Source organism: Cellulomonas sp. NPDC057328 (assembly GCF_042667215.1).
Classification (GTDB): Bacteria; Actinomycetota; Actinomycetes; order Actinomycetales; family Cellulomonadaceae; genus Cellulomonas.
Window position 1 is genome coordinate 1 of the sequence record NZ_JBHUZW010000103.1, and the last position, 13731, is coordinate 13731.

Sequence of the window (13731 nt, forward strand, 5' to 3'; positions counted from 1 at the left end):
CCGCAGAGGTCCTGCGGCGGGCGACGGCGCATCAGCCCGCGGAGGAGACCAGCGTCGACCGAACGCGGATGATCTTGCGGCGCAGCCACACACGCCGCTCGCCGCCCGCGTACAGGCGCGTGCGGGCGAGCTCCCAGCGGCCGTACTCGGCCTCGTCGGTGAGCAGGCGGCGGGCGTCGCCGGTCGAGGTGGTGCGCGGGATGGTGAGCACCCGGTACTCCCACTGACCGCCCTGGGTCACCCAGTCGTTGCGCCCTGCCGGTGCGCGCCGGTCCGCCATACGCCTCACCCCGTCCGTGTGCCCGGTCCTCGTCCTGTCCCCGTGACCCGGCCGGCGGCGTGCGCGGCCGTGATCCGCTGCCATTGTGCCTCGCGCGGCGCTACGGTCGTCGCATGACCGTGGACCCGCGCGCCGCTCTCGACCGTCTGGTGGCCGCCCTGGAGGCGCACTACACCGCCGTCGTCTCCAAGCACGGCGACGACGACCCGGCGGTGGACGACGCGTACGACGTGCTCGCCGACGCGTTCGAGGTCTACGACGACGCGCTGGGCACGGTGCACGGCGAGGCGACCCCGTTCTACCTCGCGGAGGAGGACGAGGACGACGACCTCGACGAGGACGACCTCGACGACGACGCGGACGTCGACCTCGACGACGACGAGCTGGCGGACGCCGACGCCTGAGCGGCGACGCCCGGCCGGGCCACGTCAGCGGGACCCGAGCCGCTCCGGGTAGCCGACGGCGGGTGCGGTGATCTCGTCCAGCGCGGACACGATCTCGTCCGGGAGCTCGAGGTCCTCGGCGGCGAGCGCCGCCCGCAGCTGCCCGGCGGTGCGGGCCCCCACGATCGCGCCGGCGACGCCCGGGCGCCCCGTCAGCCACGCGAGCGCCACCTCGAGCGGTGCCCGCTCCAACCCGGACGCGGCCGTCACGACCGCGTCCACGACGCCCGAGGCGTCCGCGGTGAGGTAGGGCTGCACGAACCCCGCGAGGTGCGCCGACGCCGCCCGCGAGTCCGACGGGATCGTGCGCCGGTACTTGCCCGTGAGCACGCCGCGACCGAGCGGCGACCACGCGAGCAGCCCCGCGCCGAGCGCCGCGCACGCCGGCAGGACCTCGCGCTCCACGCCGCGCTGCAGCAGCGAGTACTCGGCCTGCACGGCCGCGAAGCCGGGGTCGGGCTCCAGCAGGGTCGCGACGCGCGCGACCTGCCAGCCGGCGTGGTTCGACAGCCCGACGTACCGCGCCCGCCCGGAGGTGACGGCGTGCCGCAGGGCCGACGCCGTCTCCTCGAGCGGCGTGCGGGGGTCGGGCGTGGCGAGCCACAGGTCGACGCGGTCGGTCCGCAGCCGGCGCAGGGAGCCGTCGAGCGAGTCGAGGAGCGCGCCGCGCGACGCGTCGACGGTCGCGCCCGCGACGGTGCGGCGCACGCCGGCCTTGGTGCACAGGACGACGTCGTCGCGGTCGACGACGTCGCCGAGCAGCGCACCGAGCAGCTCCTCCGCCCCGCCGTCGGCGTACGACGCGGACGTGTCGACGAGCGTCCCGCCCGCGTCGACGAAGTCGCGCAGCTGCTCGGCCGCCTCGTGGTCGTCGGTGTCGCGGCTCCACGTCATGGTCCCGAGCCCGAGCCGGGACACGCGCAGCCCGGTGCGTCCCAGCCGGCGGTGCTCCATGGGGCGCCACCCTAGCCGCGGCGTGCGCGCGGCCGCGTCGCCCGGTCGTGCGTGGCCCGTGACGGCCCGGTGGCGGGTCCGTGCAGGTCGCACGCGCGCGGGCCGGCGGCGCGGCGCCGCTAGGGTTGCCCCTCGTGGCGACGGGCATCGGAACGGGCGACGGCATCCTTCTCGGCGTGGTGCAGGGCCTCACGGAGTTCCTGCCCGTGTCGTCCAGCGCGCACCTGCGGATCGTGGGGGAGCTGCTCGGGTCGGGAGACCCGGGAGCCGCCTTCACCGCGATCACGCAGCTCGGCACCGAGGCGGCCGTGCTGCTCTACTTCCGGCGCGACATCAGGCGCATCGTCCTCGCGTGGTGGGCGGCGGTGCGCGGCGCTCACGGCACCGACCTGCGCGCGCGGCTGGGCATGCCCGCGGGGCGTCCGGCCGACCACGACGCCCTCATGGCGTGGTTCATCGCGCTGGGCAGCGTCCCGATCGTCGTCCTCGGGCTGGCGTTCCAGGACGCGATCGAGCGCCCGTTCCGCAACCTCTGGCTCGTCGCGCTCACGCTCGTCGTGTTCGCGCTGCTCCTCGGCTGGGCCGACCGGCGCGCGGCGCAGCAGCGCACGCTGGAGGACCTGACCCCCCGGCACGCGCTCGCGTTCGGGTTCTGGCAGGCCCTCGCGCTCGTGCCCGGCGTGTCGCGCTCCGGCGGCACGATCACCGGCGGCCTGCTCATGGGCTACACGCGCGAGGCCGCGGCGCGGTACTCGTTCCTGCTGGCCATCCCCGCGGTGTTCGGGTCCGGTCTGTACCAGCTGGCCAAGAGCGTCGGCGACTTCGGGCAGGCCGGGACCCCCGGGCTCGGTGTGACGTTCGTCGCGACGGTGGTCGCGTTCGTCGTCGGCTACGTCGTCATCATCGCGTTCCTCAAGATCGTCTCGACCTTCAGCTACACGCCGTTCGTGTACTACCGGATCGGCCTCGCGCTCGTCGTCGTGCTGCTCCTGCTCACCGGCGTGCTCGAGCCGGTCAGCGCGCCCGCGAACGCCTGACCGCGCACGCCCGCCCCGCCGGCTGCCGCCGGAGGGGCGGTTAGGCTTCCGGCGTGCTCACCTGGCCCGCCCCCCACGTCCCGCAGCTCCCCGGGGAGGGCGGTCCGGTCCTCGTCCGCGACACGTCGAGCGGGCAGCTCGTCGAGGCCGCACCGGGCCCGCGCGCGACGCTGTACGTCTGCGGCATCACGCCCTACGACGCGACCCACCTGGGGCACGCCGCCACCTACATCGCGTTCGACGTCCTCGTGCGCGCGTGGCGCGACGCCGGCAAGGACGTGACCTACGCGTCGAACGTCACGGACGTGGACGACCCGCTGCTGGAGCGCGCGACCGCGACGGGCGTGGACTGGCGCGAGCTCGCCGCGGACCAGATCGCGCTGTTCCGCTCCGACATGACCGCGCTCGGCGTCCTCCCGCCCGACGTGTACCGGGGGGTCGTCGAGACCGTGCCGCAGATCGCCGCGGCCGTGCGACGCATGCTCGACGCCGGCGCCGCCTACCGCGTCCCCACGCCCGACGCCGCCGGCGACGACGTCTACGCGGACCTGGCCGCCGACCCCGCGTTCGGCACGGTCGCCGGGCTCGACGACGCGACGATGCGCGCGCTGAGCGCCGAGCGCGGCGGGGACCCCGACCGGCCCGGCAAGCGGTCCCCGCTCGACCCGCTGCTGTGGCGGGCCGAGCGCGCCGGCGAGCCCGCGTGGGACGACGCGGCGCTCGGCCGCGGCCGCCCCGGCTGGCACATCGAGTGCGCCGTCATCGCCGCCGACGGCCTCGGCGTGCCGTTCGACGTGCAGGGCGGCGGGTCCGACCTCGTCTTCCCGCACCACGAGTGCAGCGACTCGCACCTGCGCGTGCTCGACGCCGGCTCCGCCGCGCGCGTGCACCTGCACGCCGGGATGGTCGCGTACGACGGGCAGAAGATGAGCAAGTCGCTCGGCAACCTCGTCCTCGTCTCGCGCCTCGTCGCGGAGGGCGTGGACCCCGCGGCCGTGCGCCTCGCCGTCCTGGCGCACCGCTACCGCGACGACTGGGAGTGGACGTCCGGCGAGCTGGCCGCCGCGCAGCAGCGGCTCGCGACGTGGCGCCGCGCGCTGTCCGGCAACGGGGGCCCGGAGTCGGCCCCCGTGCTCGCCGCGGTCCGGGCGGCCGTCGCCGACGACCTCGACACGCCGACGGCGCTCGCGGCCGTGGACGCGTGGGCGCGCACCGCGCTCGAGGGCGGCGTGCCGGTCGAGCACGGTGCACCGGGTGTCGTCGCGCGCACCGTCGACGCGCTGCTCGGCGTGCGGCTCTGACGACGCGCCCCGGCCCGCGGCGACCGACGCGCCGGGGTCAGCCGCCGGTGCCCTTGTCGCGACGCCGCAGGTAGCGCTCGAACTCCTGCGCGATGGCCTCGCCGCTCGCCTCCGGCAGCTCGGCGGTGTCCTTGGCCTCCTCGAGCTGGCGCACGTACTCGCCGATCTCGCTGTCGTCGCCGGCGAGCTCGTCGACCCCGTGCTGCCACGCCACGGCGTCGTCCGGCAGGTCGCCGAGCGCCACGGGCTCGCCGAGCAGCGACTCGATGCGGTGCAGGATCGCGAGCGTCGCCTTCGGGGACGGCGGCGCCGCGACGTAGTGCGGGACGGCCGCCCACAGCGACAACGCCTGCAGACCGCGCGCCGCCGCCTCGTGCTGCAGCACGCCGACGATGCCCGTGGGCCCCTCGTACGTGTTCGGCTCGAGGCCCAGCAGCTCGCGCACGTCGGCGTCCTCGCTCGTCGCGTTGACGGGGATCGGGCGGGTGTGCGGCACGTCGGCCAGCAGCGCGCCGACCGTGACGATCGTGCGCACCCCGAGACCCGCCGCGATGTCGAGCAGCTCCGCGCAGTAGCGGCGCCAGCGCATCGACGGCTCGATGCCGTGCACCAGCACGACGCGGCGGCCCGTGCGGGGCGTGGTCGTCACGGCCACGGCGGTGGTCGGCCACGTGATCTCGCGCGTCCCGTCGGGGCCGGGGCCCACGACGGGACGGTTCACCTGGAAGTCGTGGTACTCCTCCGGGTCGAGCTCGTCGACCTGCTCCGCGTCCCACGCGTCGTGGAGGTGCTCGAGGGCCGCCGTCGCGGCGCCACCGGCGTCGTTCCACCCCTCGAAGGCCGCCAGCAGGACGGTCTCGCGCGCCGGCAGGTCGGCCCCGGTCGGTTCGGTCACCCGCCCAGCCTAGGGCGCGGCGCCCCGACGGGTGCGTCGGCGCGCGTCGCCCGGGCCCGCGTGTGGGCTGTCGCACGTGCGTGACGGCTGCCATGCTCGCCCCACCAGGCCACGCCGGTCCGACGAGGGGCCGGGGGTCGACGAGTGCAGGGGGAGCGATGCGTCGAGGTGTGCGTGCCGTGCTGACGGCAGCCGGGATGGTCTCGGGACTGGTGGCGGGGGTGGCGCTCGGTGCGCCCGCCGTCGCCGACGGGGGAGGTGCCGCCGCGTGCGGTGCGGGTGCGGACGGGTCGGCCGTCGCGCTGTCGGTGCCGTCGGGCGCGTCGTGCGAGGTGAGCGACGACGCGCTGCCGGGCGACGTGACGGTCGCGCCGGGCGGTCGGCTGTACCTGACGGGTGGGACGGTCGACGGCTCGGTCGTCGCCGGGGAGGGTGCCGAGGTCGTGCTCGTCGACACCACCGTCTACGGCGGGGTCACGGCCCGGTCGGCGACGGTGGACGTGCTCGGCGGCACGGTCGCCGGCGACGTGACGCTCGAGGGCCGCGGCGCGCTCGAGCTGCAGGGCGTGTCCGTCGGCGGCGGGATCGCCGGCGAGGTCGAGGTGTGGTCCGCGTCGGAGAGCACGGTCGGTGCGGACGTCGACGTGCGGTCCTGGACGTCCGCGTCGGTCGACGGGTCGTACGTCGCGGGTCGCGTCACGCTGCGCCGCGGCATGCAGACGGTCACCGCCTCCGCGGTCGCCGAGCACCTCACGTCCGACCTCGCCGAGGGTGCGACCGTGTGCCGCACCGACGTGGGCGGCAACCTCAAGATCAAGAACAGCCGGACCGCGGTGGTCCGCGTCGGGTCGTCGGCGCCCGACCTCTGCGACGAGGCGACGGGCGGCGCGCTCGACGTGACGGTCGCCGGCTCCGCCTGGTTCATGGACAACCGTCACTCCGTCCTGCTCGGCGCGCTGGCCGTCGGGGGCGACCTCGGGTGCTGGGGCAACACGGGTCCGCGCGGCGTCGAGCTCGGCGCCGTCACTGCCGGCGGGGTGCGCAAGGCCCAGTGCGCCTGACCGCGCGCTGAGCCCGTCCCACGACGGGGCGGCGGGGAGCGAGGGTGGCGTCCGGGCGGCGCCGGTGCGGGCCTGCAGGCCCGCGCGGTTAGCCTGGACGTCACCCCCGCGTCCCCGCCGCAGGTCGGCGGACGCCCGCGCGAGCCCGGAGGCACCGCTGACCAGCACCGACGAGATCCCCGCCGTCCCGGCACCGGACCGGACCACGGACCGGGACGCCGACCCGACGCACGAGGGGCCCGTGACGCAGCGCCCTGCGCTGCCCGCCGCCGTGCTGTGGGACATGGACGGGACGCTCATCGACACGGAGCCGCACTGGATGGCGGCCGAGGTCGAGCTCGTCGAGGCGCACGGCGGCACGTGGACGCACCACGACGCGCTCGCGATGGTCGGCAGCTCGATGGCCGTGTGCGCCGCGGCGCTCCAGGAGCGCGGCGTCGCGCTGGAGGTCGCCGAGATCGCGCACGCCCTCAACAGCGCCGTCGGCGCGGCGGTGTCGGCGGGCATCCCGTGGCAGCCGGGCGCGCGCGAGCTCGTCGAGGCCCTGCACGCCGCCGGGGTGCCGCAGGCGCTCGTCACGTCGTCGTTCTCGGTCCTGGCCGAGCCGTTCGCCGCCGCCGTCGGTCTCTTCGACGTCGTCGTGGCCGGGGACCGTGTCCGTCGGCCCAAGCCGGACCCGGAGCCGTACCTCACCGCGGCGCGGCTGCTCGGCGTCGAGCCTGCCGCCTGTGTCGCGGTCGAGGACTCGCGCTCCGGCATCGCGTCCGCCGTGGCGTCCGGTGCGCGCGTCGTCGCCGTGCAGACGGCGGCGCCGATCGCCCCGCCCGCCGGCGTCACCCGCACGGCCTCGCTCGCCGACGTCGACCTCGACGTGCTCGCGCGCGTCGTCGCCGGCGAGACGCTGGACCTGCGCACCGCGGGCTGAGTCCGCCGGGCCGGCGGCGGGCGGCCCCGCCCGGCGGAGCCGGAGGCGGTCAGGCCGGTCGGAGCACGACCACCGGCTCAGTCGTGGGCGCTGACGACCCGCCCGCGGGCTCGACCGTGACGGCGAGGGCGTCGCCCGTGCGGTAGGCGGCCGTGGCGATCGTGAATCCGCCGGCCGTGACGTCCGCGACCCCGGCGGGCACGGGCGCGCCGTCCTGCAGGACCCACAGCTGGTAGACCCGGCCGTCCCCCGGCGCGGCGACGTCCTGCGCGGTCAGCAGCGCCTCGTCGGCCGTGACGACCGCGACCGCGCGCCCGCCGGTCGCCAGGTCGCCGGTGAGGATGCGCGCGTCGGGTGCGGCCAGCAGGTCGCCCAGCCGCTCGGCCCTGGCCTCGGCGACGCGGGCGCGCTGCGCCTGCTGCCAGGCCACGACCGAGGGCGCGCCGACCGCGAGCACGGCGAGGCAGGCGACGAGCGCCGTCCACGCGCGCCGGCGGCGCACCGGCGCGCGCCCGCGGGGACCACGGGTGCCGGGCCGTCCCGCGGGACGCGTCGTGCCGGTGCCCGACGCCGTCGTGCCGGCCGCGTGCGGGGCGACGTGCTCGGTGGCGCGCGTCCCGGCCGCGGTGGGGGCGTCCTGGGGCGTGCGCGCCACGGCCGCGAGCGTCGCCGCGCGCACCTCGGGCGGCACCGCGCGGGCGGCGGCGGCACCGAGCAGGGCCGCGGTCGCCCGCAGCCCCGCGGCCTCGCGGGCTGCGTCGGCGTCCCGCGCGAGCAGGTCGTCGACGTCAGCGCGCTCGTCGTCGTCGAGGGCGTCCACGGCCCACGCGCCCAGCAGCGTGCGGAGGTCGTCGTCGGAGCGCGGTGGCGTCGGGTCGCTCACGCCGTCACCCCCAGGCAGTCGCGGAGCCGGCCGAGACCGTCGCGGATGCGGCTCTTGACCGTGGGCAGGGCGGCGCCGAGGTGCTCGGCGACCTCGCGGTACGTCCGCCCGTCGTAGTACGCCAGCTCGACCGCCTCGCGCTGCGTCGCCGTCAGTCCGTCCAGGCAGCGGCGGACGCGCTCGGCCTCCATGGTTCCCTCCACCGTCTCCGCCACCACGTCGTACGGGCGCGCGACGTCGCCGTCGAGCACCTTCTGGTCGCGGGAGCGCTGCGCCTGCACCGCCCGCACGCGGTCCACCGCGCGCCGGTGCGCCAGCGTCGCCGCCCACGTGCGCGCCGAGCCTCGCACGGCGTCGAACCGCCCGGCCGTCCGCCACACCTCCACCATGACCTCCTGCGTCACCTCGGCCGCGTGGTGCGGGTCGCGCAGCACGGCGAGCGCCGTGCCGTGCACGACCGGCGCGACGGCGTCGTAGAGCTCGGGAAAGGCGTCGGCGTCGCCGGCGGCGACGCGAGCGAGCGCGTCGTCGGCAGTCGTCGTCCGGTGTCCGGGGCTGGGCATCGCCGACAGTGTGCACCACCCCTCGTGGCCGCCGGTGAGGGACGCCCGGGATGCGACCTGCGTGGCATGCCTGCTCCTCGCCGCGTGGGCCCCGCGGTTCGGGACCCTGTCGACGGGTGTTCGGAGCCGACGGGCGGCCGGATGGGAACCGTGCTACGGAGCGTGGGGTGAGGCGCCTCAGGCGGCGGGCGCGGCGTCCGGCACGACGCCGAGCGCGCGCTCGACCGCGCCCGGCGGCACCTCGGGCGGCGTCCCGCCGAACGCCGGGCAGCGGTCGCGGAACGCGCACCAGTCGCACAGCCGCGACGTCCGCGTCCGCCAGTCGCCCGAGCGCGCGGTGTCCTGGATGCCCGCCCAGATGGAGCGGACGCGGGTCTCGAGCGTGTGCATCTCGGGCTCGGTCGGCTCGTGCGCGACGACGACGCCGTCGCCGAGGTACGCGAGCTGCAGCCGCTTCGGCAGCACGCCGCGCGTGCGCCACACGACGTACGCGTAGAACCGCATCTGGAACAGCGCGCTGCTCTCGTAGCCGGCGCGGGGCGACTTCCCGGTCTTGTAGTCGACGACCCGGACCCAGCCGTTGGGCGCGACGTCGACGCGGTCGATGACGCCGCGCAGCCGCGGCCCGTCCTCGAGGTCGACCTCGACGCGCAGCTCGCGCGCCCGGGGCTCCAGCCGTGTCGGGTCCTCGAGCGTGAAGTACGTGCTGAGCAGCCGCTCCGCCGACGCCACCAGATCGGCCCGCTCCTCGTCGCTCGACAGCAGCGACGCGTACGTCTCGGAGGAGGCGACCAGCGTGTCCCAGTGCACCGGGACGAGGGCGTGGGCGACCTCGGGCGTGCGCTCCGCGGCGGGCAGCTCGAACAGCGCCTCGAGCACCGCGTGCACGAGCGTGCCGCGTGCCGCGGCGAGCGACGTGGGCTCGGGCAGCCGGTCGACGACGCGGAACCGGAACAGCAGCGGGCACTGCAGGAAGTCGTTGGCCCGCGACGGCGACAGGCCCGGCACCGACGTCCGGCCCTCGACCCCGGTCGCCGCCGGAGCGGGGTCGCCGGTGTCCTGCCCGACAGGAGCGGTGGCGCAGGAGGAGGCGGCTGCGGGGGCGGGTGAGGGGGGAGGAGCGGGGGAGAGTGCGGTGTCGAGGGCCACGCGACGAGGGTAGGCGCCGCCACCGACACGTCCGGCCGGCACGCACGGGGCCGGCACGTCGGCGCGTCGGCCCCGCGCACCGGGCGGACCGTACGCTGGCGCCGTGAGCACCCCGCGTCCCGCGCGCCCGTCCGGCTGGGTCCTCGGGCACGTCGCGGGCGCGCCTGTCGTCCTGGCGCCCAGCTGGCTCGTCGCCGTGGTCGTCCTGACGGCCGTCTTCGCGCCGACGGTGCAGCGCTTCACGGGCCTCGAGCGCGGGCTCACGTACGTCGTGGCGGCCGTGTTCGTCGTGCTCCTCTTCGGCTCGGTGCTCGTGCACGAGCTCGCCCACGGCCTCGTCGCCCGCGCGCGGGGGCAGCAGCCGCACGCCTTCGTGCTCACCCTCATGGGCGGGCACACGACGTTCGGCGGCGCCGCGCCGACGCCCGCGACGGCGGCGCTCGTCGCGGCCGTCGGCCCCGCCGCCAACCTGGTCCTCGCGGGCGGCTTCCTCGTCGCGTGGCTCGTCGCGGCCGACGGCACGGTCCTCGCGGCGCTGCTGTGGGCGGGCGCCGTCGCCAACGGGTTCGTCGGCGCGTTCAACCTGGTGCCCGGCCTGCCGCTGGACGGCGGGCGCGTGCTCGAGGCCGCCGTCTGGGCCGTCACGGGCGACCGCCACCGCGGCGCCGTCGCCGCCGGCTGGGTCGGGCGCGCGGTCGCCGTCGGGGTCCTGGTCGTCGCGCTCGCCGTGCCGCTCCTCGAGGGCAGCCGGCCCAGCCTCGTGACCGTCGCGTGGTCGGCGCTGCTCGGTGCCGTCCTGTGGTCGGGCGCGTCGGCGGCCGTCCGCGGTGCCCGGACCGGGCGGGCCGTCGACGCGCTCTCGGTGCGGGCCGTGGGACGGCCCGCCGTCACGGTCGGCGCCCGGGCGTCGCTCGCGCAGGCGCGGGCCGCCGCGCACGCGGCGGGCGTCGAGGAGGTCGTCGTCGTGGCGCCCGACGGGCGCGCGGCGGCGTACGTGGACCCGGACGCCGCCGCCCGCGTGCCCGACGCGCTGGCCGATGCCACGACCGTCGGTGCCGTGTCGTCGCCGATCGCCGTCGGTGCCGAGGTCGACGGCACGCTCACCGGGGAGGCCCTGCTCGCGGCGCTGAGCACGGCCACGGCGCACGGGCCCGTGGTGGCGGCCGTCGTCGAGGGGCGCGTCGTCGCGCTCGTGCGGACGGCCGACGTGCTGGCGGCGCTGCGCGGCTGAGCCGCCCGCGACCTCGTCCCCACCGCCCGTCCCGCGTCGGGCCCGTGGCCGCCCCGCCGCGCACCGGCACCTAGACTCGCCCCCCGTGACCCACGACGACGCGCCCGTGCCCGCCCCGACCGGGGCCGCCCAGCGGCGCGGACCGTTCCGCGTCGGCGAGCGCGTCCAGCTCACCGACCCCCGCGGCCGCCTGCACACCATCACGCTGCACCCGGACGGCACGTTCCACACGCACAAGGGGTACTTCCGGCACGAGGAGCTGGTCGGCGCGCCCGAGGGGTCCGTGGTGCGCAACACGGCGGGGATCGAGTACCTCGCGCTGCGCCCGCTGCTCCCCGACCACGTGCTGTCGATGCCGCGCGGCGCGGCCGTCGTCTACCCGAAGGACGCCGGCCAGATCGTCACGATGGGCGACGTCTTCCCGGGCGCGACCGTCGTCGAGGCCGGCGTCGGGTCCGGCGGCCTCACCCTGTCGCTGCTGCGCGCCGTCGGCGACGGCGGGCGGCTGCTGTCGGTCGAGCGCCGCGAGGACTTCGCCGCGATCGCCCGCGGCAACGTCGAGACGTTCTTCGGCGGCCCGCACCCGGCGTGGTCGCTGACCGTCGGCGACCTCGCCGAGCAGCTCCCGGCCCTGGTCGAGCCCGGCACCGTCGACCGCGTGGTCCTCGACATGCTCGCGCCGTGGGAGAACCTCGACGCCGTGGCGACGGCGCTCAGCCCCGGCGGGGTCCTCGTCTGCTACGTCGCGACGACCACGCAGCTGTCCCGGCTCGCCGAGGACCTCCGTGCCGACGGCCGGTACACCGAGCCGGAGGCGTGGGAGTCGATGGTCCGCGGCTGGCACCTCGAGGGGCTGGCGGTGCGTCCGCAGCACCGCATGATCGGCCACACCGGGTTCCTGCTGACGACCCGGCGACTGGCCGACGGCGTCGAGCCGCCGCAGCGCCGCCGCCGCCCCGCGAAGGGGAACTACCCGGTCGCCGAGGACGGTGCGCCCGCCGCCGACGCGACGCTGTGGTCGCCCGAGGCACTCGGCGAGCGCGCGGTGTCGGACAAGAAGGTGCGCCGCGTGCGGCGGGACCTGCACGTCGCGCCCGAGGACCTCGCCGGCGCGCCGGGCGACGTGCCGGACGGCGCGCTCGACGACGCGGCGGGCGACGAGCCGCGCGACGACTGACGCGCGTCCGGACCGGCGTCCCACCCTCCGGGACGCCGGGGACACACCCGTCCGTGCGGGTCCCCGTGGTTGACACCGGCGGTTAGGGTCGTCGAACCAGCTGGCACAGGGACGTGCAGGGTGGACCGGAAGGACGCTGCGCGACGCGGAACGGAGGGCCGACACCATGACGGAACCGGCTGCCCCTGGACACGACCTGCACCGCGAGCTCGCGGTGCTCGCCGCGAAGAACGAGCGCCTCAGCGAGGCCCTCGTCGCGGCGCGCGAGCAGATCCTCGAGCTCAAGCGGCAGGTCGACGACCTCGCCAAGCCGCCCGGCACGTACGCCACGTTCCTCGCCGCGCGCCCCGACGGGACGGTCGACGTGGTCTCCGCCGGCCGCAAGATGCACGTCGGCGCGAGCCCCACGCTCGACGTGCACCGGCTGCACCCCGGCCAGGAGGTCATGCTCAACGAGGCCCTGACGGTCGTCGAGGCCGGCGGCTACGAGCAGGTCGGCGAGCTGGTCACCGTCAAGGAGATGCTCGGCCAGGACCGCGCGCTCGTGGTGGGGCGCGGCGACGAGGAGCGCGTCGTGCGCTTCGCCGGCCAGGTGCGCGACGCGGGCGTGCGCGTCGGCGACGCCCTGACGATCGACTCCCGCAGCGGGTTCGTCTTCGAGGTCATCCCGCGCGCGGAGGTCGAGGAGCTCGTGCTCGAGGAGGTCCCCGACATCGACTACGGGGACATCGGCGGGCTCGGCCCGCAGATCGAGGCGATCCGCGACGCGGTCGAGCTGCCGTTCCTGCACCCCGACCTGTTCCGCGAGCACGGGCTCAAGCCGCCCAAGGGCGTGCTGCTGTACGGCCCGCCGGGGTGCGGCAAGACGCTCATCGCCAAGGCGGTCGCGCACTCGCTCGCCGCGACGGCGGCCGCCGCGCGCGGCGAGGACGTCACCGACGCGCGCAGCTACTTCCTCAACGTCAAGGGCCCCGAGCTGCTCAACAAGTACGTCGGCGAGACCGAGCGGCACATCCGGCTCATCTTCGCCCGGGCGCGCGAGAAGGCGTCGCAGGGGCACCCCGTCGTCGTGTTCTTCGACGAGATGGAGTCGCTGTTCCGCACGCGCGGCACCGGCGTCTCCAGCGACGTCGAGACGACGATCGTCCCGCAGCTGCTGTCGGAGATCGACGGCGTCGAGCGGCTCGACAACGTGATCGTCATCGGGGCGTCCAACCGCGAGGACATGATCGACCCGGCGATCCTGCGCCCGGGCCGGCTCGACGTGAAGATCAAGATCGAGCGTCCCGACGCCGAGGGCGCGCGTGAGATCTTCGCCAAGTACCTGACGGCCGAGCTGCCGATCCACCCCGACGACCTCGCGGAGCACGGCGGGTCGGCGCCGGCGGCCGTCGAGGCGATGATCTCGCGGGTCGTGGAGCGCATGTACTCCGAGAGCGACGAGAACCGGTTCCTCGAGGTGACGTACGCGAGCGGCGACAAGGAGGTCCTGTACTTCAAGGACTTCAACTCCGGCGCGATGATCCAGAACGTCGTGGACCGCGCGAAGAAGACGGCCATCAAGGACCTCCTCTCGACCGGGCAGCGCGGCATCCGCGTCGACCACCTGCTCACCGCGTGCGTCGACGAGTTCAAGGAGAACGAGGACCTGCCGAACACGACGAACCCCGACGACTGGGCGCGCATCTCCGGCAAGAAGGGGGAGCGCATCGTGTTCATCCGCACGATCGTCCAGGGGAAGAAGGGCGTCGACGCGTCCCGCACGATCGAGAACGTGACGAGCACCGGCCAGTACCTCTGACGCCGGCACCGCGGCGCACCGTCCCGGGACC

The 13731-nt window shown here is 76.3% G+C and carries 14 protein-coding genes; 8 read left to right on the forward strand and 6 right to left on the reverse strand.

Annotated features, from left to right (window positions below; genetic code table 11):
• Window positions 1-31: 31 nt before the first annotated feature.
• Window positions 32-280 carry a DUF5703 family protein gene (locus tag ACFUMH_RS15310; protein WP_378207338.1) on the reverse strand — a complete coding sequence of 83 codons (249 nt, stop codon included), beginning with the start codon at window positions 278-280 and terminating at the stop codon, window positions 32-34.
• A 113-nt stretch (window positions 281-393) separates the two neighbouring features.
• On the opposite strand from ACFUMH_RS15310, the gene ACFUMH_RS15315 reads away from it, so the two are divergent.
• Window positions 394-684, forward strand: coding sequence for a primosomal protein (locus ACFUMH_RS15315; RefSeq protein ID WP_378207341.1), 291 nt, complete (start codon window positions 394-396; stop codon window positions 682-684).
• A 24-nt stretch (window positions 685-708) separates the two neighbouring features.
• On the opposite strand, the gene ACFUMH_RS15320 is transcribed toward ACFUMH_RS15315, so the two are convergent.
• The gene (locus ACFUMH_RS15320; protein WP_378207344.1) at window positions 709-1677 is read right to left on the reverse strand and encodes an aldo/keto reductase; all 969 of its coding nucleotides are present in this window, start codon (window positions 1675-1677) and stop codon (window positions 709-711) included.
• 134 nt (window positions 1678-1811) lie between these two features.
• Between ACFUMH_RS15320 and ACFUMH_RS15325 the strand changes: the two genes are divergently transcribed.
• Both ACFUMH_RS15325 and mshC read left to right on the forward strand, forming a co-directional pair.
• Window positions 1812-2714, forward strand: a complete 903-nt coding sequence (locus ACFUMH_RS15325; protein WP_378207347.1) for an undecaprenyl-diphosphate phosphatase — start codon at window positions 1812-1814, stop codon at window positions 2712-2714.
• A gap of 53 nt (window positions 2715-2767) precedes the next feature.
• On the forward strand, window positions 2768-4015 hold the full coding sequence (mshC, locus tag ACFUMH_RS15330) for a cysteine--1-D-myo-inosityl 2-amino-2-deoxy-alpha-D-glucopyranoside ligase (protein ID WP_378207350.1): 1248 nt from the start codon (window positions 2768-2770) through the stop codon (window positions 4013-4015).
• A gap of 37 nt (window positions 4016-4052) precedes the next feature.
• Here mshC and ACFUMH_RS15335 read toward each other — a convergent pair whose 3' ends face one another.
• Window positions 4053-4910 carry a PAC2 family protein gene (locus ACFUMH_RS15335; RefSeq protein WP_378207354.1) on the reverse strand — a complete coding sequence of 286 codons (858 nt, stop codon included), beginning with the start codon at window positions 4908-4910 and terminating at the stop codon, window positions 4053-4055.
• Between the two features lie 179 nt (window positions 4911-5089).
• Here ACFUMH_RS15335 and ACFUMH_RS15340 point away from each other — a divergent pair, with 179 nt between their 5' ends.
• Window positions 5090-5971: a hypothetical protein gene (locus ACFUMH_RS15340; protein ID WP_378207357.1), complete on the forward strand. Its 882-nt coding sequence runs from the start codon at window positions 5090-5092 to the stop codon at window positions 5969-5971.
• A gap of 241 nt (window positions 5972-6212) precedes the next feature.
• Window positions 6213-6896 (forward strand): HAD family hydrolase, encoded by a 684-nt coding sequence (locus ACFUMH_RS15345; RefSeq protein ID WP_378207360.1) that lies wholly within the window; start codon window positions 6213-6215, stop codon window positions 6894-6896.
• Window positions 6897-6945: 49 nt separating this feature from the next.
• On the opposite strand, the gene ACFUMH_RS15350 is transcribed toward ACFUMH_RS15345, so the two are convergent.
• From ACFUMH_RS15350 to ACFUMH_RS15360, 3 genes are all read right to left on the reverse strand, one after another.
• On the reverse strand, window positions 6946-7779 hold the full coding sequence (locus tag ACFUMH_RS15350; protein WP_378207363.1) for an anti-sigma factor domain-containing protein: 834 nt from the start codon (window positions 7777-7779) through the stop codon (window positions 6946-6948).
• On the reverse strand, window positions 7776-8342 hold the full coding sequence (gene sigK, locus ACFUMH_RS15355; RefSeq protein ID WP_378207366.1) for an ECF RNA polymerase sigma factor SigK: 567 nt from the start codon (window positions 8340-8342) through the stop codon (window positions 7776-7778). Before sigK ends, ACFUMH_RS15350 begins: the two co-directional genes overlap by 4 nt.
• 177 nt (window positions 8343-8519) lie before the next feature.
• A complete protein-coding gene (locus ACFUMH_RS15360; protein ID WP_378207379.1) occupies window positions 8520-9350 on the reverse strand; it encodes a RecB family exonuclease in 831 nt (276 codons plus the stop codon).
• Window positions 9351-9594: 244 nt separating this feature from the next.
• Between ACFUMH_RS15360 and ACFUMH_RS15365 the strand changes: the two genes are divergently transcribed.
• From ACFUMH_RS15365 to arc, 3 genes are all read left to right on the forward strand, one after another.
• The gene (locus ACFUMH_RS15365) at window positions 9595-10722 is read left to right on the forward strand and encodes a site-2 protease family protein (RefSeq protein WP_378207369.1); all 1128 of its coding nucleotides are present in this window, start codon (window positions 9595-9597) and stop codon (window positions 10720-10722) included.
• Window positions 10723-10807: 85 nt separating this feature from the next.
• Window positions 10808-11899 carry a class I SAM-dependent methyltransferase gene (locus ACFUMH_RS15370; protein ID WP_378207372.1) on the forward strand — a complete coding sequence of 364 codons (1092 nt, stop codon included), beginning with the start codon at window positions 10808-10810 and terminating at the stop codon, window positions 11897-11899.
• Between the two features lie 166 nt (window positions 11900-12065).
• A complete protein-coding gene (gene arc, locus ACFUMH_RS15375; RefSeq protein WP_378207375.1) occupies window positions 12066-13700 on the forward strand; it encodes a proteasome ATPase in 1635 nt (544 codons plus the stop codon).
• Window positions 13701-13731 lie beyond the last annotated feature (31 nt).